General features: G+C 52.3%; 18 protein-coding genes and 1 rRNA gene. 13 read left to right on the top strand and 6 right to left on the bottom strand.

All coding sequences use genetic code 11. The features are described 5' to 3' along the window. The first annotated feature begins 21 nt into the window (after nt 1-21). Together EK22_RS15915 and argB are read left to right on the top strand one after the other, a co-directional pair. Nucleotides 22-2514, top strand: a complete 2493-nt coding sequence (locus EK22_RS15915) for a phosphomannomutase/phosphoglucomutase (protein WP_036252575.1) — start codon at nt 22-24, stop codon at nt 2512-2514. A gap of 248 nt (nt 2515-2762) precedes the next feature. Further along, entirely contained in the window at nt 2763-3653 is an 891-nt protein-coding gene (gene argB / locus EK22_RS15910; RefSeq protein ID WP_020159019.1) for an acetylglutamate kinase, read from the top strand. Here argB and EK22_RS15905 read toward each other — a convergent pair. The 4 genes from EK22_RS15905 to proC form a co-directional block, all read right to left on the bottom strand. Beyond that, nucleotides 3643-4623 carry a DUF4124 domain-containing protein gene (locus tag EK22_RS15905; RefSeq protein WP_255360595.1) on the bottom strand — a complete coding sequence of 327 codons (981 nt, stop codon included), beginning with the start codon at nt 4621-4623 and terminating at the stop codon, nt 3643-3645. The two genes, argB and EK22_RS15905, sit on opposite strands and share 11 nt — an antisense overlap. Nucleotides 4624-4709: 86 nt before the next feature. Further along, entirely contained in the window at nt 4710-5015 is a 306-nt protein-coding gene (locus EK22_RS15900; RefSeq protein ID WP_020159017.1) for a DUF167 family protein, read from the bottom strand. Continuing rightward, on the bottom strand, nt 5012-5587 hold the full coding sequence (locus tag EK22_RS15895) for a YggT family protein (RefSeq protein ID WP_036252574.1): 576 nt from the start codon (nt 5585-5587) through the stop codon (nt 5012-5014). Before EK22_RS15895 ends, EK22_RS15900 begins: the two co-directional genes overlap by 4 nt. Beyond that, entirely contained in the window at nt 5587-6414 is an 828-nt protein-coding gene (gene proC / locus EK22_RS15890) for a pyrroline-5-carboxylate reductase (RefSeq protein ID WP_020159015.1), read from the bottom strand. The genes EK22_RS15895 and proC overlap by 1 nt, the downstream gene beginning before the upstream one ends. Before the next feature lie 125 nt (nt 6415-6539). Here proC and EK22_RS15885 point away from each other — a divergent pair, with 125 nt between their 5' ends. From EK22_RS15885 to EK22_RS15855, 8 genes are all read left to right on the top strand, one after another. Continuing rightward, nucleotides 6540-7532 (top strand): SPL family radical SAM protein, encoded by a 993-nt coding sequence (locus EK22_RS15885; protein ID WP_036252573.1) that lies wholly within the window; start codon nt 6540-6542, stop codon nt 7530-7532. After that, nucleotides 7520-8233, top strand: coding sequence for an SDR family oxidoreductase (locus EK22_RS15880; RefSeq protein WP_036252572.1), 714 nt, complete (start codon nt 7520-7522; stop codon nt 8231-8233). The genes EK22_RS15885 and EK22_RS15880 overlap by 13 nt, the downstream gene beginning before the upstream one ends. A gap of 425 nt (nt 8234-8658) precedes the next feature. After that, complete coding sequence (locus EK22_RS24735; RefSeq protein WP_161786454.1) at nt 8659-8823, top strand: hypothetical protein; 165 nt, start codon at nt 8659-8661, stop codon at nt 8821-8823. Beyond that, on the top strand, nt 8816-9331 hold the full coding sequence (locus EK22_RS15875) for a disulfide bond formation protein B (protein ID WP_036252571.1): 516 nt from the start codon (nt 8816-8818) through the stop codon (nt 9329-9331). Before EK22_RS24735 ends, EK22_RS15875 begins: the two co-directional genes overlap by 8 nt. A gap of 121 nt (nt 9332-9452) precedes the next feature. Then, nucleotides 9453-10295 (top strand): class I SAM-dependent methyltransferase, encoded by an 843-nt coding sequence (locus tag EK22_RS15870; RefSeq protein WP_036252570.1) that lies wholly within the window; start codon nt 9453-9455, stop codon nt 10293-10295. A gap of 332 nt (nt 10296-10627) precedes the next feature. Next, nucleotides 10628-12856: a primosomal protein N' gene (locus tag EK22_RS15865; RefSeq protein WP_036252658.1), complete on the top strand. Its 2229-nt coding sequence runs from the start codon at nt 10628-10630 to the stop codon at nt 12854-12856. Between the two features lie 75 nt (nt 12857-12931). Next, nucleotides 12932-14692, top strand: a complete 1761-nt coding sequence (gene argS / locus EK22_RS15860) for an arginine--tRNA ligase (protein ID WP_036252569.1) — start codon at nt 12932-12934, stop codon at nt 14690-14692. Between the two features lie 3 nt (nt 14693-14695). Next, the gene (locus EK22_RS15855) at nt 14696-15355 is read left to right on the top strand and encodes an SPOR domain-containing protein (RefSeq protein ID WP_152565125.1); all 660 of its coding nucleotides are present in this window, start codon (nt 14696-14698) and stop codon (nt 15353-15355) included. Nucleotides 15356-15402: 47 nt separating this feature from the next. Here the strand turns inward: EK22_RS15855 and EK22_RS15850 are convergent, their stop codons facing one another. Next, entirely contained in the window at nt 15403-17793 is a 2391-nt protein-coding gene (locus EK22_RS15850; RefSeq protein ID WP_036252568.1) for a Lon protease family protein, read from the bottom strand. Nucleotides 17794-17950: 157 nt separating this feature from the next. On the opposite strand from EK22_RS15850, the gene lnt reads away from it, so the two are divergent. The 3 genes from lnt to EK22_RS15835 all read left to right on the top strand — a co-directional run bounded on the left by lnt (nt 17951) and on the right by EK22_RS15835 (nt 22667). Then, the gene (gene lnt, locus EK22_RS15845) at nt 17951-19519 is read left to right on the top strand and encodes an apolipoprotein N-acyltransferase (protein ID WP_036252567.1); all 1569 of its coding nucleotides are present in this window, start codon (nt 17951-17953) and stop codon (nt 19517-19519) included. 329 nt (nt 19520-19848) lie between these two features. Further along, nucleotides 19849-20949, top strand: coding sequence for a triose-phosphate isomerase family protein (locus EK22_RS25515; RefSeq protein ID WP_020159002.1), 1101 nt, complete (start codon nt 19849-19851; stop codon nt 20947-20949). A gap of 806 nt (nt 20950-21755) precedes the next feature. Further along, the gene (locus tag EK22_RS15835) at nt 21756-22667 is read left to right on the top strand and encodes an SDR family oxidoreductase (protein ID WP_051961932.1); all 912 of its coding nucleotides are present in this window, start codon (nt 21756-21758) and stop codon (nt 22665-22667) included. A gap of 91 nt (nt 22668-22758) precedes the next feature. Here the strand turns inward: EK22_RS15835 and rrf are convergent. Continuing rightward, a 5S ribosomal RNA gene (gene rrf, locus EK22_RS15830) occupies nt 22759-22874 on the bottom strand. Between the last annotated feature and the right edge of the window lie 144 nt (nt 22875-23018).

Raw genomic sequence — 23018 nt, 5'->3', positions numbered from 1 at the left:
TGTTAAAGAGAGACAATAAAAATGGAACGTATCTTCCTGTGGCTGTCGGCAGTAGCCGTTTTAATGATTCTGGGCGCCGGTGTCGGCGTCTATTGGATGTCCGCATCGGAGATCGCGCAGGCAAAACAGGACTCAGCGGCCGCTACCGCGCAAGGCGTCGCTTTAGCGCTATCCGAACAGATAGCGATGCGGCAAAAAGTACTCGATAAATTAGCCCAGGACCCGGAAGTGCTGGCCGCCGTTTCCAGCGCCGATCCGGTTCAGTTGAACGCGGTGGCCTTGAAATTGGAAAAACAGGTTGCCGACGTCCTGAAAATCAGGCTGTTATTACCCGACACCAACGAACTGGACGAAAAAAGCGTGCCGCGCATGGGTTATGCCGATCTGGATATGGTGCATGAAACCTTCGCTAAAAATCAGCCGGCGGCCATACAGGGCGATCAGGGGCCTGATCGGCACCTGGCCATGACCAGCCAGATCATGCACAATGACCAGGTGATTGGCGTTATGCTTGCCAGCCTGAGCCATGAGTTTATCAGTGAAAGCCTGCAGGCCGCGCGGATCAAAGACGGCTACCTGGAGTTGCGGCAGGCTGCACTGGTCCTGGGCGCTTCCGGCGACCAAACCGAGGGCCAACTCGATGCCAATAAAAAGATCAACGTCGCGGGTACGGACTGGCAACTTCATTACGGGTACACACTCGGCACCGATATCGAAAAACTGTCGATGATTGCCGGCCTTATCTTTATTCTCGGGCTCTTTGCCGCCCTGGCGTTTTTTGTCGGCTATCGGAAACTTTCGGAATTGCTGGGACAGGATGTCAGCATTGTGCTGAAAGCCTTCAAGGATATGATCACGCATAAGTCTCCCGGCAACTATCCGGTCCAGTTAAATGAAATGCATGGCGTTATTTCAACCCTCGCGCAATACAAACGGGTTATGGACGGTCTTGACGATCAAGGCCTCACCATCAATTATGATGAAGCTTTCAAACCGGATGATATTTTTGATGATTCCATGGATTTTGGCTTGCTTGAATCGGTCATTGAAGAAGACCCGCTTGCCAAACATTCTGTCCCGGCAACTGCCATAACAACAAAAACCATCGAGAAAACCATGTCTAAACCAGTTGAAAAGCCCGACACCCTGGCCGCTATTTTCCGCGCTTATGACATCCGCGGCATAGTCGGTAAGACGCTGACCAAGGAAGTCGTTTATGACATTGGCCGCGCCCTGGGAACAGAAGCCCGGAAACACGGATGCGGAACGATTGTGGTAGGGCGGGACGGCCGGACCTCAAGTCCTTATCTGGCCGAGGCCTTGGCCGACGGCATCATGGCGACCGGTCAAAATGTGCTGGATATCGGCATGGTTCCGACCCCCGTGCTTTATTTTGTGGCCCGCCATACCGAAGGCCAGTGCGGCGTCATGATAACCGGCAGCCATAACCCGGCCAATTATAACGGCCTGAAAATGGTCATTAATGGCGAAACGCTGGCCGGCGACAGAATTCAGCAGCTTAAACAGTGCATTATCGACCAGGCTTACGCCAAAGGCGACGGCAGCCTGGAACGAAACACCCAACTCGCCAATGAATACATTGGCGCGATTGCCGAGGACATCCACATCGGCAGGCCGATGCGGGTGGTGCTGGACTGTGGCAACGGCGTCGCCGGCGAATTAGGTCCCGTACTGCTACGAACCATCGGTTGCGAAGTCATCGAATTGTTCTGCGATGTCGACGGCACCTTCCCTAATCATCACCCGGACCCCAGCAAGCCCGACAATCTGGCCGACCTGATCTCGTCAGTCAAGCATTACCAGGCGGACCTGGGCATCGCCTTCGACGGCGACGGCGACCGCCTGGGCGTGGTCGATTCAAACGGCAAAATCATCTGGCCGGACCGGCAGATGATGTTGTTCGCCAAGGACGTGCTGGCCTCGAAACCGGGCGCTGAAATTATTTATGATGTCAAATGTTCGCGGCATCTGGCCACACAGATTGTCAAACATGGGGGCCGGCCGGTGATGTGGAAAACCGGCCATTCGTTCATGAAGGCGAAACTGAAAGAAACCGGCGCCAAGCTGGCCGGCGAGATGAGCGGCCATATCTTCTTCAATGACCGTTGGTTCGGTTTTGATGACGCCCTGTACTCGGCCGCGCGCCTGATCGAAATACTGTCGGCCGATACGCGCACCAGCGCCGCCGTGTTCGCCGATTTTCCGGACAGTATCAATACCCCGGAACTGAATATCGAGCTGGCGGAAGGCGAAAACTTCCAGTTCATCGACCGCCTGTTTTCGTCGGCCAATTTTACCGGCGGCAAAGTCACCAATATTGACGGCATGCGCGTGGATTTCGCCAACGGCTGGGGACTGGTGCGCGCCTCCAATACGACGCCGTCTCTGGTTATCCGTTTCGAGGCCGATACCAAAGCTGCCCTGAACGATATTCAGGCACAATTCCGGCAGATCATGCAGACTATCAAACCGGATATTGCGCTTCCTTTTTAATTGATAGCGCACATGAAAAACACGGACGACCGCACTGACCGAAATTCCCCGTCCTTGCTCAAACGGAGCGGGGGACTTGCGCCTAACGCTTCGGCAATGTTCGAGCCAAGCATCCGCATTTAACCGATGCCGGATGCTTCGAATCAGGTCCTGTCCTATGTCATGAACACGAAAAGGCTTCGCCGCCTGCGCGGAAAAAATTTCCTACCATGCCGCAACAGCAACTTTAATACTGGAAAATCAAAAACATGCAGAAAAAAACAGCTCACCAAATAGCGGATGTCCTGATCGAGGCCCTGCCTTATATCCAGCGCTTCAAGGACAAAACCGTCGTGGTCAAATTCGGCGGCAACGCCATGGTCGATGAAGCGCTGAAACACAGCTTTGCACGCGATATCGTGCTGATGAAACTGGTCGGCATCAATCCCATCGTCGTGCATGGCGGCGGTCCGCAAATCGGCCAGCTGCTGGACAGGCTTGGTAAAACTTCGGACTTTATCGACGGCATGCGCGTCACCGACAGCGAGACCATGGATGTCGTGGAGATGGTGCTGGGCGGACTGGTCAACAAGGAGATCGTCAACCTGATCAACATGCACGGCGGCAAGGCGGTCGGCCTGACCGGCAAGGACGGCAATTTTATCCATGCCAAAAAAATCACCCTGAAAAAATCGGCCCCTGAAGCCCACGCGCCGGAAATCATTGATCTCGGCCATGTCGGTGAAGTCAGCAGCATCGATCCGGCCGTCGTCGACATGCTCGGCCACAGTAACTTCATTCCGGTCATTGCACCGATCGGTGTCGGCGAGGACGGGCATTCCTATAACATCAATGCCGATCTGGTCGCGGGGAAAGTCGCTGAGGTCCTGAAAGCCGAGAAACTGATCCTGTTGACCAATACGGCCGGCATTCTCGACAAACAGGGCAAGTTGCTGACCGGCCTGTCGATAAAAGCCATAGACGAGCTGATTGCCGACGGCACTATTTCCGGCGGCATGATACCGAAAACCCGCTGCGCGACCGATGCCCTGGCAGGCGGCGTGACCAGCGTGCATATCATTGACGGACGCGTCGATCACGCCGTGCTGCTGGAACTGTTTACCGATCAGGGCGTCGGCACTTTATTGATCAGTCGCTAGCCAACGCGGATTCGATATAAGGTCTGAATGCGGACCTTATATCGCGCACTTTCTGGCTGGCGCACAGTTCCGCGCCCAGCAGCGATTCACGGCAGCGGATATCCAGAAAAAGCTGTTGCTTGCCCTTGCCGCCGTCTATTCTTGTAATGGATAGGCTCAAGTCATTGTCCTGGACAGGCGGCCGGCTCATAATCAGTTTATCGGTATCAACATCGGTGCCGGTTGAAGCATGCTTATTGATAAAGTCATGGGCAATTGCCCATGCTTTCGCGCATTGCGCCTCGCTGCCGCAGCGGAACAGGCCCAGTTCCGACGCTTTATCCTGGGCTGTGTTGGCGTTCGCCGCCGACGCGCCTGCGTCCGATTGCGTCAGCAACTTGTAGCGTTCAACATCGGCGGCGGCTGCCGCTTTAGCCTGTTGAATTTTTTCGGACTGCTTGTCTATTTCCGTCTGCGTGAGCCGAATTTGCGCCTGGGTGGACTGAATGCCGTCCAGCAGGCGTTGAGGGAGCTTTTTGCCATCGCGTTCATGCGCCGCAGCTTGCTTTTGCTGCGCTTTCAACTGGTTTTCAAGCCGCTTCAGATTGCTCTCTATGACGCTTTTCTGGATCTCCAGGTTTTTCAGGCTATTTTCCTGGGCCGCTTGCATGTCCTCCAGATTCCGGAAAGTGCTGAGTAAAACCTTATCGTGCGATTCCTGCGCGGCGATAATTTTTTCCTGGGCTTTTCTGAGCGCCTGCAATTGCCGCTCCTGAGCCTCTTGCTCTTTTGCTTGCGTGACTTCAAGCACCCTGCCCTTTTGATTGAGCGACTCGCGGCGGTAGCCGATATGTTCCGGCGGCACCTGATCGGAAAAATAGATATTGCCGTGCTCATCCACCCACTTATACATATTTTTTGCCGATACGGTGTGAGTGCCGAATAGACAAATCAAACCGACTACATAAAGGCTTGCAGTAAAAACGCGCATTGACATGGCTTGAATCGACGATTTTTTACGGTTTTGAAACATAGGGTAAAAATAGCAGATATCAACAGCTTTGCCCGGGCAAATCCTTAGCTTACCGTGAAATCAAACCGCAGAGGTTCGGGCAAGTCAGGCAACTTGCGCGGTGCGGTAATGGCGACGCGCTTTTCCCGGCCTGATTCACCCGCTATCAGCGTACAGGCGGATTTACTGACACCGAATTCGCCGGCTATGAATTTAAGCAAGTGCTGATTGGCCCTGCCGTCAATCGGCGGGGCCTTGATCCTCAGCTTTAGCCGGTCGCCATGCAGCCCCGCCCATTCGTCCTTGCTGGCTTTGGGCTGGACATGGAGGCTCAGGGTCAAAACCCCCTGCTGGTAGATGTACCAGTTCATCCGATCAAGCCGGCCAATTGCTGCAATGGCGGCAGAATAAGCATTTTCGCCAGTTGCAGCAATAGCAGCGCGGCCAGCGGCGATAAATCGATACCGCCCAGATCGGGAATGAAGCGGCGGCAGATGTCGAGCAACGGCTCGGTCAGGCTGTACAGGATGGAAGAAGCCGCGTTAAAAGTCCCGGGGTTCAGCCAGCTGAGCAGGGCTCTTGCGAAGACCGCGAAGATGAAGATATTGATCAGCAACGAAACCAGCTGCGTGATCGACAATATTGCCAGCGCGCCAATACCGATCGACACGCCTTTCAGCATCAATATGGAGAAATCGGCCAGCATCTGCAGGGCCAGTACCAGCACCAGCGAAGAGGTGTCGATTTTGCCGACAGGCGGCACGAAACGGCGCAGTATCCTTAACGGCGGATGCGTGACCTTGACCAGAAATTGCGAGATCGGGTTGTAGAACTCGGCGCCGCACCATTGCAGCAGGAAGCGCAGCATGACCGCCAGGATGTACAGGGAAAACAGTGTGTCGATTATAAAAATAACCGGGTTGGTCATATAAGTGGAGTCCATCAACTATTCTCCGTTGGTTTAGACATTTCGATAGAGCGGTCCCGCGCGGCATGCATGGCTTTCGAAACCAGTTCGGCGAATCCGCCCTGCTCAAACGTTTCTATGGCCTGCTGCGTGGTGCCGCCGGGCGATGTCACGCGTTTGCGCAACTGTTCCGGCGACTCGGACGATTCCAGGGCTATTTTGGCGGCGCCCAATGCCGTTTGTTGAACCAGCAGGCGCGCGGTGTGTTCATCCAGCCCCAATTCCAGGGCGGCTTTTTCCATCGCCTCCATGAGCAGGAAATAATAGGCGGGTCCGCTGCCTGAAACCGCGGTAACGGCATTGAGTTCGCTTTCATCCTCAACCCAAAGGGAAATGCCGACCGAACGCATAATGTTTTCGGCCAGGTCGCGCTGCGCGGCGGTAACGTTGCGATTGGCATGCAGGCCCGTGGCGCCGGTCAACACCAGGGACGGCGTATTAGGCATGCAGCGGACGATGGCGATATCTGAACCCAGCCATGAGCTGAGGCTTTCCTGAGTGATACCGGCCGCAATGGAGACAACCAGCGGCTTTTTTTGCTGGATCAGGTCGGCCACGCTTTCGGCCACCTGGCGCAGCACCTGAGGCTTGACCGCCAGCACTACGACTTCCGCTTCCTGAATGACGGCCTCGTTGCCAGGCGCGATATTGACATGCAGATTGGCCGCCAGAGACGCCAGCATGTCCTTGTTGATATCCGATACCCAAAGCTGCTGTGGGGAATGGCCGCTGGCGATCAGTCCGCTCATCAGACTCGATGCCATATTGCCGCCGCCGATAAAACCTATTTTTTGTGTTTTCATATATACAGTCTATTTGGTTAGGGTTAAAAGTATTTTAACCTATATAGGGACTGTGCAATCAATCACAAGTCTTTTAAGATATGCCCTGCCGTGCTGACTTAAGCGCTCGCCAAATCACAGAGCCCATGATTGAAACCATTTATATCGAAGAAAACATCCGCAAGCACGCCCGCGTTATCGACATTACCGCCCGTTTCCCGCACGCCCGGATCATCACCTGTGAGCGCTACGCCCAGGTGTTCAACCCCAAGGCCCAGAACTTCCGGCTGCAAAAACAGCAACCGGCCCTGATACTGGCCGAGAAATACAAAAACTTCGTGCTCGAGGCACCCGCCGGCTATGGCATCGGCGCGAGCAGGAATTATTATTTTTCGCACATGCTGAATTGTTTGTATGATTGCCGCTACTGTTTTCTGCAAGGCATGTATCAATCGGCCAATTACGTGCTGTTTGTCAATTACGAGGATTTCCAGCAGGAAATCAGGCAGTTGTGCAACGCCACCCCGGCCGAACCCACACATTTTTTCTCGGGCTATGATTGCGACAGCCTGGCGTTGGAGCCGGTCACGCATTTTGCCGGGCAGTTTCTGCCGGTGTTCGAGACCCTTCCGAATGCCTGGCTGGAACTGAGAACCAAAAGCACGCAGATCAGAAGCCTGCTGGCGCGCGAGCCGATACCGCGCTGTATCGTCGCCTTTAGCCTGTCGCCCGATGCGGTAGCAGCCAAAGTCGAGGCCAGGGCGCCATCGGTACAACGCCGCCTTGAGGCGCTGGTTAAATTGCAGGAGCAGGGCTGGCAGGTAGGCCTGCGTTTCGACCCGCTGATTTATCAGACCGGCTACCGGCAGCAGTACCGGCAATTGTTCGAACAGGTGTTTGCCCGCATTGATTTAAACCGTCTGCATTCGGTCAGTCTGGGCGTCTTCAGATTGCCGGAGAGCTATTTTAAAAAACTGCACAAACTGTATCCCGAGGAAAAACTGTTCTCGGGCCCGATGGTCAGTCAGAAAGGCATGATCTCCTACCGCCAGGAACTGGAACAGGAAATGATGCAATACTGTACGGAACAATTATTAGCCTTTATGCCTCAAAACAAATTTTTCCCATGCACGCTATAAAACGCACCGTGCTGGTTACGGGCGCCAGTTCGGGCATAGGCCGTGCCATCGCCAGAAACCTGCTGGATCAAGGCCATCATGTGATCGGCCTGTCGCGCGACCGCACGCGCTTCAGCCGCCCCATGGCGAATTTCAGCCCGGTACGGATGGATTTGAGCCGATTGCCTGAACTGCCGCAAAAGCTGCGTGAACTGGCGCAGGCTTTCCCCGACATCGATGCCGTGGTCTTTTCCGCCGGCCGCGGACAATTCGGCTCGGTCGAGGAATTTTCCTACGAACAGATCGAAGCGCTCATGGCCCTGAACTTTACCAGCCAGGCTTTTCTGACGCGCGCCCTGCTACCTTCGCTGAAGCGCAAAGCGCGCGGCGATCTGATTTTTATCGGTTCCGAGGCGGCTCTGAAAGGCAGCCGCAAGGGCGCGGTCTATTGCGCCAGCAAGTTCGCTATGCGCGGTTTTACCCAGGCGCTGCGCGAAGAGTGCGGCAGAAGCCATGTGCGCGTCTGCCTGATCAACCCGGGCATGGTCAAAACGGAATTCTTTGAACAACTGGCCTTTGAACCGGGCGATGAGGCCAGCAATTACCTGTTGCCCGAGGATGTCGCGGAAACGGTCGCCTACGTGCTTAATGCGCGCGGCGAGATCGTCATAGACGAGATCAACCTGAATCCCATGAACAAGGTTGTCAAATTTAAAAAATGAATGAACTGTGGATTCCGCCTTCTTAAAGCGACCGGCGTGATTAGGAATGGGAATGAAATAAGACCCGCGATTGAGGCAGGGTTTCTGTTGCTGTCCATGCGGTCGTCGGCAACTGCTCCCGCGTTGCCTACAGGGATGTAGGTACTTAGCGAGAGCAGGAGCGGAAGCTGCGCCTAAAGCGCCTACTGTTGGTGCTCTACCCCCTGCATCCCTGAAGGCAACGTCGAAGAGGGACGGCAAGACAAGTCGGTTGCGGGCATTATAAAATTCACGCTCCTTAGGATTTGGCTAAAAATGACTTCCTGAAATTAGCATCTTGCATAGGATGCGCCGACCAAAAGCAGGCGCTCCAGGCGGCGCAGTGAAGCGCATCGCTCACGAACGATGCGCCTCCTGGCGTCGGCACATCCTATATAAACAGGGACATGATTGACGACCAAATCCTTTTTGGCGTTATCGATAAGGCATCAGGCAAGGAATTGCAGTTTGCAATCGATGAGAAAAAGCATAATCTGAGCACAGGCAATGCCCTGGAACATGGGGTTGGCAAGGGAATTATGATATTTAATGAAGAAATTGAGCATGTATAAATTAAAATTGAATTCGAGAATCTGGTTTTTTTTGGGCTTCCTCGGTTGCGCCGCATTGCTGGCGATAGGCGCTTATCTGCAGTTTATTGAAGAGCAGGAGCCCTGTCCGCTGTGTATTTCGCAGCGCATCGCCATTTTATTGACCGGCATCGTGTTTTTGATCGCGGCGCTACACAATCCCGACCGAACCGGCATAAAAATTTATGCGGTTCTCGGCGCGCTGGTGGCTCTGGGCGGGGCTTCCATTTCAACGCGCCATGTCTGGCTGCAGCATTTGCCGCCTGATAAAATACCGGAATGCGGCCCTGGGCTCGAGTATGTGTTTGAGAATTTCCCGCTGTCCGAAACCATCAAATTAATGCTGAGCGGCACCGGCGATTGCGCCGAAGTGTCATGGACCATGCTGGGCTTGAGCATTCCCGAATGGACCTTGATCGCCTTTATCATGCTGGCGCTATTGAGTCTGTTGCAAATCTGGAATCCCGGGAACAACTGGCTCAAGACATAAATTAGCGGGGCTGGCAATCCACGGGAACAACCCGGTAGCCGATACGCACCGCCAAACTCCAGCCATACTATAATTACCTCAAAACTTATTGTTAGCCACGTAAAACAAGCGAGATCAAATAATGAAAAAAATTTTATTGGCATTACTGTTGGTTGGCGGCTTTCCATCCGTACAGGCTACCGGCGAGACTGACCCGCTATCCAAGGTGATTGCGGGCGCGCATCGTCCCACCGAGCACAAAGCCCGGGACCAATACCGGCACCCGGGACAGACACTGGAGTTCTTCGATGTTAAGGAGGATATGACCGTGGTTGAAATCTGGCCCGGGGACGGCTGGTATACGGAAATCCTGGCGCCCTATTTGAAAGTGCACGGCAAACTGTATGCGGCGCATTTTTCAGCCGATGCCGAACTGCCTTACTACCAGAAAAGCCTGAAAAATTATGTGACTAAACTGAGCAAACAGCCGGACCTGTACGGTAAAGTCGAGCTGACTGAGCTACAACCGCCCGAGGCGCTGAAAATTGCGCCGGATGACTCGGCCGATCGGATTTTGACATTCCGCAACGTGCATAACTGGATGCAAAACGGTCAGGCGGCGGCCGTATTCAACGCCATGTATAAGGCCTTGAAACCCGGGGGTATTCTGGGCGTCGTGGAGCACAGAGGCTCCTCTAAAAAGCCGCAGGATTTTACAGGGGCATCGGGTTATGTCAGCGAGGACTATGTTATTGCCCTGGCCAGAAACGCGGGCTTTGAGTTTTTGGCCAAATCCGAGATCAACGCCAACAGCAAGGATACGAAGGATTATCCCGAAGGCGTCTGGACCTTGCCTCCGTCTTTAAGGCTCAAGGATCAGGACCGCGAAAAATACCTGGAGATCGGTGAAAGCGACAGGATGATGATTAAGTTCATCAAGCCCATACAGGCATTTTATAGAGCCGCCGGCCTGTCACCCGTTTAAAATCGGATACAGTTTGACTGGCCGCGCCATGATCTCCGTTAAATATACACATTAAATCGCCATCAAATAAATTCAGCCGACAAGGTTCGGCAATCGCGGCACAGCGACTGATATTAATTAATAAGCAATTGAAATATAAATAAATATTATCACCCCCTAAAATCACAGGATGCAAAAACGGTAATAAAAAACGGTCATTAAGCCTATTTTAATCATCGTTTACCCACAGAGTTATCCACAGCTTTTGTGGATAACTCAATCTCCAGATCCGTTTAAGCGTACGGTGACAGAGAGCATTGCCTCACAATAAATATAAATCCCATTTGAATACCATGGCTAAGTCGCACGGCGGGAAAGAACTGATCTTCAGGGTCGCCATTCCCGCGCCACTCTATCGATTATTTGATTATCTTGCTCCGCTCGACCCCGGACCGTGCCCACTTCTTCCCGGTATACGCCTGGAGGTGCCGTTCGGCAAAGGCAGCAAAATCGCTTTTCTGATTGCCATAACACACCACAGCGAATTCGATAACAGCAAACTAAAGCGCATTGCCCGTATTCTGGACGACGAACCGTTACTGTCGGTCAAAGACTTGCGCCTGTTGCATTGGGCCAGCAGCTATTATCATCACCCGATAGGCGAAGTCTTCAGCGCCGCCTTTCCGGTCTCGCTGCGTCAGGGCAAACCGGCCGAGCTGCATGTTGAAAAGTGCTATGTCCTGACAGAGGAAGGCCAGACCATCGATAGCAGCCGGTTGAACCGCGCCCCCAAACAGAAAAGCGTCCTGGAAAAATTTCAGAGCCAGGCCGGCCGGCTGTCTGAAACCGAGTTGTCGTTATGGAATGAAAACTGGCGGCCGGCCGTGAAAGCCTTAATCGATAAGCAACTGTTACGGATTGATCAATCCGGAGCCGCCCCCGCCGACGCGGACTTACTGGTTCGTGACTGCGCGCTGCAATCCAATCCGCACCAGCAGGCGGCGATTGCAGAGGTCCGCGAATCGCTGGACCAGTTCGGTGTTTTTTTACTGGAGGGCGTGACCGGCAGCGGCAAGACCGAAGTGTACATGCAGATTATCCGCCATGTGCTCGAACGCGGCCAGCAAGTGCTGGTATTGCTGCCGGAAATCACGCTCACGCCGCAACTGGAAGAACGGTTCCGGCAACGCTTTGCCGTCACCATCGCCATATCCCACTCGAAACTGACGGATGGGCAGCGGCAAAACGCCTGGCTCTCGATGCAGCAAGGTGCTTGCTCGATATTGCTGGGCACTCGTTCGGCCTTGTTCACACCGCTGAAAAAGCCCGGCCTGATTATTCTCGATGAAGAACATGATGCCTCGTTCAAGCAACAGGAGGGCTTTCGCTTTTCGGCGCGCGATGTCGCGGTCGTCCGCGGCAAGCTGCTGAACATTCCAGTTTTACTTGGTTCCGCGACACCGTCATTGGAAAGCCTGCACAATGTCGACCAGCGCCGTTACCGTTTTCTGCATCTGCCGGAAAGGGCCGGCAATGCCACGGCACCGGTCCTGCAGTTGCTCGATATCCGCAACAAACGCATGCAGGAAGGCCTATCCGAAGCACTGATCGAGGATATCAGAAAAACCCTGTCCCGAAACGAACAGGTCCTGCTGTTTCTGAACCGGCGCGGTTATGCGCCAACGCTGATCTGCCACGGTTGCGGCTGGGTTGGGCGCTGCCGGCGCTGCGATGCCAATCTGGTTATTCATTATGATGAAGGGCTGCTGCGCTGCCATCATTGCGGCAAGGAACAGCCCTTGATTCAACGGTGTCCGGCCTGCAAAACCGGCGAACTGACGCCGCTGGGCCTGGGCACCGAGCGTGTCGAAAAAGTGCTGGCCTCGCTGTTTCCCGATAGAACGGTCGTGCGCCTGGATCGCGACTCCACGCAGCGCAAGGGGTCGCTGGAAAAATACCTGCAGCAGATCAGTCAGGGCCGCGTTGATATCATTCTGGGCACGCAGATGCTGGCTAAAGGCCATCACTTTCCGAATGTGACGCTGGTGGCGATTCTCGATGTCGACAGCGGCCTGTTCAGTATCGATTTTCATGCCGCCGAAAAACTGGCGCAGATGATCGTGCAGGTGTCGGGGCGGGCCGGGCGCGCCGAAAAGCCCGGCAAAGTGATCATGCAGACCCGCAAGCCCGAACATCCGTTGCTGACGACATTGATCAGGCAAGGCTATAGCGATTTCGCCAGAACGGCACTGGCGGAACGTAAAGAGGCCTCATTGCCGCCTTTCAGCTATCAGGCGCTGCTAAGGGCGCAGGCGCTTGACGACAAGATGCCGCCGCTATTTCTGGAAGCGATCGGCAAACTGGCGCGGCAATACAGCCGCGGACATATCCAGATTTTAGGACCGGTTCCGGCGCCCATGACCAAGCGCGCAGGACTTTACCGCTATCAATTGCTGTTTCAGAGCACAAGGCGTCAAGACTTGCATGGCTTGCTCGATACGCTGATGCCGGAGATTGAAAAACTCAAGCAGGCCAAGAAAGTACGCTGGTCGCTGGATATCGATCCGGTGGATTTGTATTGATGTTGTTTGGATGGATAATTAGATGATTTTCATGGATAATGTGCCACTCATTTGACCTACCTAGTGCATTAAGCAATGAAACAACAAATAGAGGCACTGATCCTGCAAGCTGTTGAAACACTTAAAAACCAAGGTGTTCTGAGTCAGGAGATTACCCCGCGTATTAATATTGACCGCAGCCGTGATCCGCAACATGGCGATTTTGCTTCCAATCTGGCATTAATGCTGGCAAAGCAGGCGAGATTAAACCCCAGACAATTGGCCGAGCAGGTAATTGCCGCACTGCCGCGGCATGAAGCGATTACCAAGGTTGAACTGGCCGGCCCCGGGTTTATCAATTTTTTTGTCAATGCCAATGCTCAGTACCAAGTTATCAAACAAATCCATGACGAAGGCCGCCACTTCGGCTTGAGCACCGTCGGCGCCGGTCAAAAGGTTCAGGTGGAGTTTGTTTCCGCCAATCCGACCGGCCCCCTGCATGTAGGCCATGGCCGTGGCGCCGCTTACGGCTCGGTCGTTGCCGATTTGCTGCAGGCGGCCGGTTTTGATGTGCACCGCGAATACTATGTTAACGATGCGGGCCGTCAGATGGATATACTCGCGACCAGTATCTGGCTCAGATATCTGGAGGAATGCGGCGAGGTCGTCAATTTTCCCAGTAACGGCTATCGCGGCGAATATGTGCGCGAAATTGCCTGGGATATTCATAAAAATGCCAGCAACGAATACCGCCGGCCGGCGGAACTGGTATTGGAAAACATACCGGCCGACGAGCCGCAGGGCGGCGATAAGGAAGCTCATATCGATGCCCTGATCGCCAGAGCCAAAACCTTGCTCGGGCCGTCACTGTACCGGGACTTTTTCCAGATCGGCTTGAACACGATTCTGGCGGACATCAAGCTTGACCTGCAGGAGTTCGGTGTCGAATATCAGGAATGGTTCTCGGAATGCCGGCTAATGGAAGACGGCTCCGTGGAGCAAGCATTGGAACGCCTGCGCGCCGACGGCCATCTTTATGAAAAAGACGGCGCCATCTGGTTTGCCTCGTCCAGGCTGGGCGATGAAAAAGACCGGGTCGTGGTCAGGGAAAATGGCCAGACCACCTATTTTGCCTCCGATATCGCCTACCACATGAACAAGCTGGATCGGGGCTTCGACCGCATCATCAATATCTGGGGTGCCGACCACCACGGCTATATTCCCCGGGTCAGGGCGGCCATGACCGCGTTGGGCGCCGATGAATCAAAACTCAAGGTATTGCTGGTGCAATTCGCGGTGCTGTACCGGGGCGAGGAAAAAGTCCAGATGTCCACGCGTTCCGGCGAATTTGTCACGCTGCGGCAATTGCGCAATGAAGTCGGCAAGGACGCAGCGCGTTTCTTTTATGTCATGCGCCGCTCGGAACAGCATATGGATTTCGATTTGAAACTGGCGACCACCCGATCCAATGAAAACCCGGTATTTTATGTGCAGTATGCCTACGCCCGCGTGTGCAGCGTATTGCGTCAATTGGATGAGAAAGATTGGGAGAGAAACCTGTTGCAGGGTATGGACAATCTGGACCGGTTGACCGAAGATCACGAAATCAGCCTGGTGGGGTCGTTGACGCGCTATCCCGAGGTTCTGGAGCGCGCGGCATTGCAGTATGAGCCGCATCAGCTGATCCAATATCTGCGTGAACTGGCCACGGAGTTTCATACTTACTATAACGCGCATCAATTCCTTGTTGATGATGCCCGGCTCCGCGACGCCAGGTTGAACTTGATCTGTGCTGTAAAACAGGTTCTGGCGAACGGCCTGGGACTGTTGAAGATCAATACGCCCGAATCAATGTGATATATGGCCATAGATTACAAAAATAGAACCCAGAGAGGAAAAACAGCGCCGCGCGGGCAAAAACCAGGCCATCAAGAGAGTCTTGGTGTTTTTAAATGGATGCTGATTACGGCGTTGATTATTGCATTTGTCGTCTTTCTGGTTTATTTGCGCAGCACGGGCTCAACGCAGAGCGACCTGCAACCGGTAGCGCTTTCGGAGGCGCAGCCCGCCAAAAGCGAGCCGGTAAAAAAAGAGCCCGCTCAGCAGCAGAAAACGCCTGCACCGGCGCATCAGCCGCCGCGGTTTGATTTTTATACCATTCTGCCCCAAAAAGAAGTGGTCGTGCCTGATTACGAGATTAAAACCCGGGCCCGGGAAGAGTTGATCGGCAAGAGCAAAACGCCACAAAACGCCACGACGCCAATCCTGGGAATTTCTGATAACGGCACTCAATATATGGTGCAGGCCGGTTCTTTCAGGGCGTTTCAGGAAGCCGATAAACTAAGGGCCAAGCTGGCCTTGATGGGTATTGAATCGCGGGTCGAAAAAGCCAAGGTAGGCAGTACGGTCTGGTATCGGGTAAAAATGGGGCCTTATGCCCACATGACCAGCGTCAGCACGATCAGAACCCGGCTAAGACAAAACGGCATCGATGCCATCGTCACCGAATCCGGCCGTTAACCTATCGCGTGGCGACTGTGGCACAGTCGCCACGCTACTCTGGATTATCAGGATGCATCGTCCTCTTTATCCTCGTCAAGCGCCATATCGGAGATCTCTTTCAATCTGAAGATGGCTTTATAATTAATGCTGTTTTCAGGATAGTTGCCTTCGCTGTCCAATGTCCCGGCCGGCTGGTCGGTCAGCAATTCCAGGGCTTCATTGACATTGGACACGGCATAAACGGCAAACAAGCCCTGAGCAACCGCATCCACGACTTCCTGCTTTAGCATCAGGTTGCGCTTATTGGCAGCCGGGATAATGACCGCATGCTGGCCATTGAGGCCGCGCGCCTGGCATAGCCGGAAAAACCCTTCTATTTTTTCATTGATGCCGCCTACCGCCTGGACTTCGCCGTATTGGTTAATCGAGCCGGTCACGGCAAACGTTTGCTTGATCGGCGTGCGAGTCAATGCCGAAATCAGGCAGCAAAGTTCCGCCAGTGCCGCGCTGTCGCCATCGATATAGCCATAGGATTGCTCGATGGCGATACTGGCTGAGATGGCCAATGGGAATTGCTGGGCGTAACAGTGGCCCAGATAACCGGTCAGGATCATTACGCCTTTCGAGTGTATGGACTGCCCCAGTTCGGCTTCGCGCTCTATATCGACAATGCCTCGGGAGCCTGGATAAACGGTCGTGGTGATGCGCGCGGGCGCTCCAAAGCTGCTGCCCCCCACTTCCAGCACCGTTAATCCGTTAATTTTGCCGATCGCCGAACCTTCGGTATCGATCAGTATCGTACCGACGAGCATCTCCTCGAGGACGTCCTGGGACAGTCTGCCGTTACGCTGCTCTCTTGCCGCTAACGCCTGTTCGACATGCACCCGGTCAATCTGGTCGGCCTGGGCTTTATGGCAAAACAGATTGGCTTCGCCGATAATGTCCAGCGAGTCATTGATGCGGGCGGAAAAATGATACTGATTTTCGGACAGCCGGCAACTATGCTCGATCAACCCTTCAATCGCGGCGCGCGTCAGCGGTTTGGCGCCGGAATCCGCGGCCTGCCTGATCATTAACGTGGCAAAGCGCTGTATGGATTCGTCGGTCAATTGTATATAGCTGTCGAAATCGGCCAGTACTCTGAACATCTCGTTAAATTCGCTATCCAGTTCTTCCAACAGATAATAGATCTCGGGAGAACCGACCAGGATGACTTTGACATTCAACGGGATCACCTCGGGTTTCAAGGTGATCGTATTAATGCCCAATTCAGAATAAGGCGACTCGATTTCGATGCGGTCCGATTGTAAAGCCCGTTTCAGCCCTTCCCAGACGAACGGGTAAGTCAGCAGTTTTTCGGCATCCAGAATCAAATAACCGCCATTGGCCCTATGCAGGCAACCGGCGCAAATCCTGCGGTAATTGGTAACCAGCGTGCCTTGATCGCTGACATATTCGATACGCCCGAACAGGTTCTGATAAACCGGATGCGATTCATAAATAACCGGAGCCCCGCTGTCCTGCTTGTAATCGACCAGAATATTAGGCCCATACAATTCAGTCAGCATGAGCCGCTTGGCGGAGATGTCTTTCTGCTCCAGAGAGCGTCCCGGCATCAAATTGTCGGTAACCGTGACGGTCAGGTTTTTCTTGATTTCGGCCAAAAACGTAACGGCATCATCAATATTCTGGTATTTGTCTTCCAATTCCGAAAATAGCGGCTCTATCGCCAGATTGATCGTATCTTTATCAAGTTGCTTGAATTTTTCCACCATCGCCCGACGCCACTGGGGCAACTCGAGTAATACATCGCTCAGATATTCCTCCAGTTCTTCCACGTGCTTGTGAAAGACTTCGCGTTCCGCTTGCGGCAGTAGCGTAAACTGGTCTTCATCCAGCGATTTACCGTCCATGATGGGAGCAAAGGTAATCGAATCGCTCTGTCTGAACAGCGCGATGTTCAGGGACTGGGCCTTTTTATCGACCAAATCGATAGCGCTGTTGTAGCACTGGTTAAAGTGCCGTTCAATGGCACTCTTTTTTTGCTGATAAGCGGGACTTTCAAAGGCGGCGGGAAAAGTAACCAGCACATTATCGATCAATCTTTCGATATCCTTGCTGAGTTCCTGCCCATATCCGGCCGGCAATTCAATCTTGACCGGCTCCCTGGGATTCTCGAAATTTTCCACATACGCGTAAGATGGCGGCGCGGGCAACGCTTGCGCAATCGTATCTAGATGGTTGGTGATCATGCTCAGCCGTCCGGTCCCGGATTCTCCCATGACAAAAATATTGTAACCGGGATTGCGCATCGCGACGCCGAATTCCAATGCCGACTGGGCACGCGACTGGCCTAGAATAGTCGTTTGCAGCCTGGGCGCTTCCGGCAATTCAATATGCGTCAAATCGACATTTAATTTAAGCGATTCAAGTGGAAGCTTTAGCGTAATAGACATGGATTAAAATAACGTCGGGAAGTTGCAAGAGAATCGACAATTCTAGCATTGTTACAGAGGAATTCCGATAAGTCGGAATCAGGTTTCTCCGTAACTCACCCTGAAAAGACGCTAAAACGGATAGCCTGTACAATAAGACTTTTCCCTATAAATTGATATGAACAATCTTTCAGATAACAAAACCCGTCTCTGGTTATTACCGGTTCTGTCCGGCATTTTTATAGGCACCAGTTATATTCCCTTCCCACCTTGGGCGTCATTATTCTGTTTTGTGCCGCTGTGGATGTTTTGGAACCGGCAATCCAGTCTGAAAGGCGTTTTTTGGGGCGGCTTACTCACATCCTTTATTTTTACGCTGATCGGCTTTAACTGGGTCACTTATCTTTTACATGAATTTGCGCATCTGGATTGGCCCGTGGCTGTCCTCGGCATGCTGTTCTATGCATTGATCGCGCACTTGTTTGTACCCTTGGCGGGTGTTTTGTGGTTTCTGGGGCGGCGCTGGTTCGCCTGGTCAGAACCGCTTTCGCTGGCATTAATGGCTTTGATCACTATTTTATGTGAGGCCTACTCACTGACCTTGTTCGACTGGAATTTCGGTTATTCCTGGTACGGCGCCGGCGTTCCCATTTATCAATGGGCTGAAATCATAGGTTTCAGTGGCCTCAGTGCCGTCACCTTACTCTGCAATCTGCCGCTTTATATCGCGTGGCAAAAGCGCAAACAAACCGCCGGGAAAAAAATTTTGCTGACCGTAGTCTGGGGATTTGTGTTACTGAATGCAGGAGGAATTTGGCTTAAAAGCAGACTCCCTGAGCCAGATGCCTCTTTTAAAGCATTACTGGTTCAGGCTAATATCGGCAACTCGGAAAAGCTCGCTGCCGAACTGGGCAGAGGCTATAGCCGGGAAATTCTCAGACGCTATACCGATCTGACAGATCAGGCGCTTAACACGACAGAATCCAAAGTCGATTTTGTACTGTGGCCCGAAACAGCATTTCCGGCATTGTTGGGGGAGGCTTTCAAATTCGATACCCATCCTGCTCAATTAAGTCGCTTCATTCAGGAACGCGAACTGCCGCTGATTACCGGAGCCTATAGCGTCGACAGAGACTCAGGATTGATTACCAATTCACTGTTTGTGCTGGACAAGACCGGAGAAATAGTACCGCCTCATTACAGCAAATCCATTTTGCTGGCTTTCGGCGAATATATCCCCGGTGAACAATTTTTCCCGCAGCTTCGCGAATGGCTGCCGCCGACCGGGCATTTTGCCCGCGGCCGGGGCCCCTCCACTTTATTGAACTGGAACGGCTACAAAATGGGGCCGCAAATATGCTACGAAAGTCTGTTCCCGGGATTCTCGCGTTCGCTGGCCGAATTAGGCGCCCAATTTATCGTTAACGTTACCAATGATGCCTGGTACGGAACCTGGCAGGAACCTTATCAGCATATGTATATGACACTGGCACGAGGCGTCGAATTTCGCAGGCCTGTACTCAGAGCAACCAATACCGGCGTTTCAACAGTATCACTGGCATCCGGAGACATCCTGCAGCGCTCCCCTTTACACCAAGCCTGGGCCGACATTTACGAAGTCCCTTATCTGATTAATCCGCCTTCGACTTTCTATCAACGATGGTTCTGGCTAGTGCCTGGTCTGCTTTGGACGGCACTGCTTGCACTCATCGGCATAGGCATCCGTGACCGTTCTAAAAAACAATGAAATTTGCCCAGCCTGTTCAACTATTTCTTGCTCTCCTGGAACGGTAAGGTGTAATGTTCAAGGGGGTGGGGAAACACCCGACATTAAAATTTAGCATTAATGAAAGAAAAGTCAGAGACACTCTATTACAAAATAAGAAACAAAATGAGGTTCTTCGTGCCGCTATATGCCGGCTGAGAATTTTTCCGGACGGCCTTAAAACAGGCGGATTTTCACAGCTGGAGAAATGCCGTATGCAACTTTACCGATAGCACAAGGCGCTTTATTAATGGGGTAAGGAGGCTAACCTCATACGGAAATTAATATTGGACTAAAAGGTACAAAAAATCATGAAGAAAACGGCAGATTCAAACCCAAAGGTATATAGGAATTATTTTCGCCAAAGAACGGCAAATCAATGGCATAAAATCGAAGCCGAAGTCGGTATTCCCGGAGCGATCAGACCGTTTCTGGCCGGTAATTGGAAAATGAATATGATTCCGCTGTCGGGCGTCGCCCTTACGGCAAGAATCCTGGATATTTGCCGCGGAATCAGAGACGTCGATATAGGCCTTGCGCCTCCTCATACAGGACTTTCCACCCTCGCCGATTACATCAAACCCGATTTTCTCCGGACAGAATATGGTTTAGGCAGAAACGTATTTCTGCTGGCACAAGATACGTTTTTTGAATCCAAAGGCGCATTTACTGGCGAAATTTCGCCCGAAATGCTGGGAGCCATTGGTGTTGACCGCGTCATCATTGGCCATTCGGACCGCAGAGCCAACCTTGGGAAATATTATGGATTTGCCTCCAGTGTCGCCAGACGGCTGACAGACAGCTTTCTTTCCGACAAGTTGAAAAAACTGAAAGCAAAAGACGGCGCCGATGCGCAAGTTATAGCAACTTTGGAGTATCTGGTCGCCAAAGAGAATCATGAACTCCTGAGCGGGTTAACCCGATTTTTAGAAGAGGAATTAAGAGAACGAGCCGGGGAAAGCGATCAATCCATTCAGCTAAAAATCCAGGCCGCTCTGGGCCAAGGACTACAAGTCATCCTTTGTTGTGGTGAGAACAGAGAAGCCAGATTGGCAAACGAAACTTTCAGTCTGCTGGACCGACAATTACGAATGGCGTTTGAAGTCGTCTCGCCCAGGGCCGTCAGCGAAGTAATTATCGCTTACGAACCGGTATGGGCTATCGGTGAAGGCGCAAAGCCCGCCACATTAGAACAGATAAAGGAGGTGCATGACTTTATTAGAAATCTGATCATGGACTTGTACGGCGAGCAAATCGCTTCAAACATCAGAATTCTTTATGGCGGCAACGTAAAACCGGACAATATTGTCGACATCATGAACATATCAGGTGTCGACGGTGCTCTGGTTGGCGGGGCAAGCTTAAAAGCCAATGATTTTGCCTCGATAATAAGATTTGGTTTAAATACTTGACATTATTAACAATGGCCCGGCAACCGCTTGTATTTGACTAAACCAAGTTGCCGAGCCATTTCTTGAACTGCCCTATTTTCTTAAAGAATTCATCTCCCTCACTATCAACTTAAAAATCCCTGCAATTAATGCCAGTCTCTATAATTAAGAAATGAAATAAGACCCGCGATGAGGCAGGATTTCTGTTCATGTTCGAAGCGCGCAAACGAGTGCATGACTGGCTATGTAACTGTTTGCGCAAAGCTTCCGCTCCTCGGCAACTGCTGATTTACAGGGGTGTAATGAATGCAGAAAATGCAGGAGCATTTTTCTGCCCTGCGTCGCCTAAAGCGCCTACTGTTGGTGCTAAGCCACAGGGATGTGGCGAATGTCGAAAACGCAGGAGCAGTTTTCTACCTACCTCCTGCATAATCCCCATGGATGGGGTGCATGCAGAGAAATGACGGGGTCATTTCCTGTCCATGCAGTCGTCGGCAACTGCTCCTGCGTTGCTCTACCTCCTGCATCCATGCAGTCATGCTTACGCCCCTTACCTACATCCCTGTAGGCAACACCGAGGATGGCTGAAAGACAAGTCAATTGCGGAAGTTATAAATTCACGTTCCCAATATAGGGATTTGCACTTGAATACACAGACAAGTTCTTATTTTTATTGGCATCCGCTCTATCTTGTGAAAATGATTGAACAACCGCATCACAGAGGAATCTCAAAAAAATAAGTTAGTACTTTAAGGCTGGAGTCGTACTTTAATTTATTATTTTGCATAAAAGCGGTCATTAAATATTCCTAAATCAGGAGAAATTTTATGCCAAAAAAAGTTAAATCAAATTCCGTGGATACGCAAACACCAAACGAAAAGTATCCCAAAAGTCCAATGCCCCCTCAGCACCAGGAACGCCCTGGCGTTGAAGCAGAAATAATGCCACGACCGCAATATCTTGCACCTGATTATAAAGGTGCGGACAAATTAAAAAATAAAGTCGCCTTGATTACCGGTGGCGATTCAGGTATTGGTCGAGCCGTTGCCGTTCTTTTTGCCCGTGAAGGTGCGGATTCCGCCATTACTTTTCTTCCATCGGAACAGGTCGACGCAGAAGAAACTCAACATCAAGTCGAAAAAGAAGGCTATCGGTGCTTGCTAATTCCAGGGGATGTGACTAGCCCGGAATTTTGCCAGAGCGCGGTTGAGAAAACAGTCCAGGCATTCGGCAAATTAAACATCTTAGTCAACAATGCCGCTTACCAACACAATCAAGAATCCCTTGAAGATATTTCTGATGATCAATTCGACACCACTTTCAAAACTAATATCTATGGCTACTTTCGCATGGCGAAGGCGGCGCTCAAACATTTGAAAGACGGTGATGCAATCATCAATTGTGGATCAATTACCGGGCTGGAAGGAAATAAACATTTAATTGATTATGCCTCCACAAAAGGTGCTATTCATGCCTTTACCAAATCGTTGGCGCTGAACCTGGTCGAAAAAGGCATTCGCGTCAATTGCATTGCTCCGGGGCCAGTCTGGACACCGCTCAATGTCGCCGATAAACCAGCCGAACAAGTAGCCAAACATGGCGGCAATCAGCCGATGAAACGCCCTGCCCAGCCGGAAGAAGTGGCGCCTGCGTTTGTATTCTTTGCTTCAAACACCGATTCCAGCTATATCACCGGTGAAATTTTAACACTGCTCGGCGGTGAAACCCGAGCCGCGTAAGCCGGTTCCGGTACGGGGGCGCGAGCCGGCGGTTTTTTGCCGGGCAAAAAAAAACCCAGGCCTGTCGTCAGGTCTGGGTTTGGGATAAAGCGCTTGGCAATTCCCTACTTTCGCATGGCAAATTGCCACACTATCATCGGCGCTAAGCGGTTTCACTTCCGAGTTCGGGATGGGATCGGGTGGGTCACGCTCGCTATGGTCACCAAGCAAACTGGTCTGACAAGCCGGCTGTCGCCGCCTGCCGCGTTGGAAATCTGTAACTCTCGCTGAATCAGCGTGTCAGTCTGTCAACCCAAACTGATTGGGTGTTATATGGTCAAGCCTCACGGGCAATTAGTATCAGTTAGCTTC

Source organism: Methylobacter sp. BBA5.1, assembly GCF_000746145.1.
Lineage (GTDB): Bacteria > Pseudomonadota > Gammaproteobacteria > Methylococcales > Methylomonadaceae > Methylobacter > Methylobacter marinus.
Note: the sequence above shows the minus strand (reverse complement) of the source record. Positions and strands in the feature narration are given on the sequence as shown.

What these genes read in the sequence shown, in the direction of transcription:
- EK22_RS15915 (WP_036252575.1), top strand. Translation starts at nt 22, where the DNA reads ATGGAACGTATCTTCCTGTGGCTGTCGGCAGTAGCCGTTTTAATGATT.
- argB (WP_020159019.1), top strand. Translation starts at nt 2,763, where the DNA reads ATGCAGAAAAAAACAGCTCACCAAATAGCGGATGTCCTGATCGAGGCC.
- EK22_RS15905 (WP_255360595.1), bottom strand. Translation starts at nt 4,623, where the DNA reads ATGCGCGTTTTTACTGCAAGCCTTTATGTAGTCGGTTTGATTTGTCTA.
- EK22_RS15900 (WP_020159017.1), bottom strand. Translation starts at nt 5,015, where the DNA reads ATGAACTGGTACATCTACCAGCAGGGGGTTTTGACCCTGAGCCTCCAT.
- EK22_RS15895 (WP_036252574.1), bottom strand. Translation starts at nt 5,587, where the DNA reads ATGGACTCCACTTATATGACCAACCCGGTTATTTTTATAATCGACACA.
- proC (WP_020159015.1), bottom strand. Translation starts at nt 6,414, where the DNA reads ATGAAAACACAAAAAATAGGTTTTATCGGCGGCGGCAATATGGCATCG.
- EK22_RS15885 (WP_036252573.1), top strand. Translation starts at nt 6,540, where the DNA reads ATGATTGAAACCATTTATATCGAAGAAAACATCCGCAAGCACGCCCGC.
- EK22_RS15880 (WP_036252572.1), top strand. Translation starts at nt 7,520, where the DNA reads ATGCACGCTATAAAACGCACCGTGCTGGTTACGGGCGCCAGTTCGGGC.
- EK22_RS24735 (WP_161786454.1), top strand. Translation starts at nt 8,659, where the DNA reads ATGATTGACGACCAAATCCTTTTTGGCGTTATCGATAAGGCATCAGGC.
- EK22_RS15875 (WP_036252571.1), top strand. Translation starts at nt 8,816, where the DNA reads ATGTATAAATTAAAATTGAATTCGAGAATCTGGTTTTTTTTGGGCTTC.
- EK22_RS15870 (WP_036252570.1), top strand. Translation starts at nt 9,453, where the DNA reads ATGAAAAAAATTTTATTGGCATTACTGTTGGTTGGCGGCTTTCCATCC.
- EK22_RS15865 (WP_036252658.1), top strand. Translation starts at nt 10,628, where the DNA reads ATGGCTAAGTCGCACGGCGGGAAAGAACTGATCTTCAGGGTCGCCATT.
- argS (WP_036252569.1), top strand. Translation starts at nt 12,932, where the DNA reads ATGAAACAACAAATAGAGGCACTGATCCTGCAAGCTGTTGAAACACTT.
- EK22_RS15855 (WP_152565125.1), top strand. Translation starts at nt 14,696, where the DNA reads ATGGCCATAGATTACAAAAATAGAACCCAGAGAGGAAAAACAGCGCCG.
- EK22_RS15850 (WP_036252568.1), bottom strand. Translation starts at nt 17,793, where the DNA reads ATGTCTATTACGCTAAAGCTTCCACTTGAATCGCTTAAATTAAATGTC.
- lnt (WP_036252567.1), top strand. Translation starts at nt 17,951, where the DNA reads ATGAACAATCTTTCAGATAACAAAACCCGTCTCTGGTTATTACCGGTT.
- EK22_RS25515 (WP_020159002.1), top strand. Translation starts at nt 19,849, where the DNA reads ATGAAGAAAACGGCAGATTCAAACCCAAAGGTATATAGGAATTATTTT.
- EK22_RS15835 (WP_051961932.1), top strand. Translation starts at nt 21,756, where the DNA reads ATGCCAAAAAAAGTTAAATCAAATTCCGTGGATACGCAAACACCAAAC.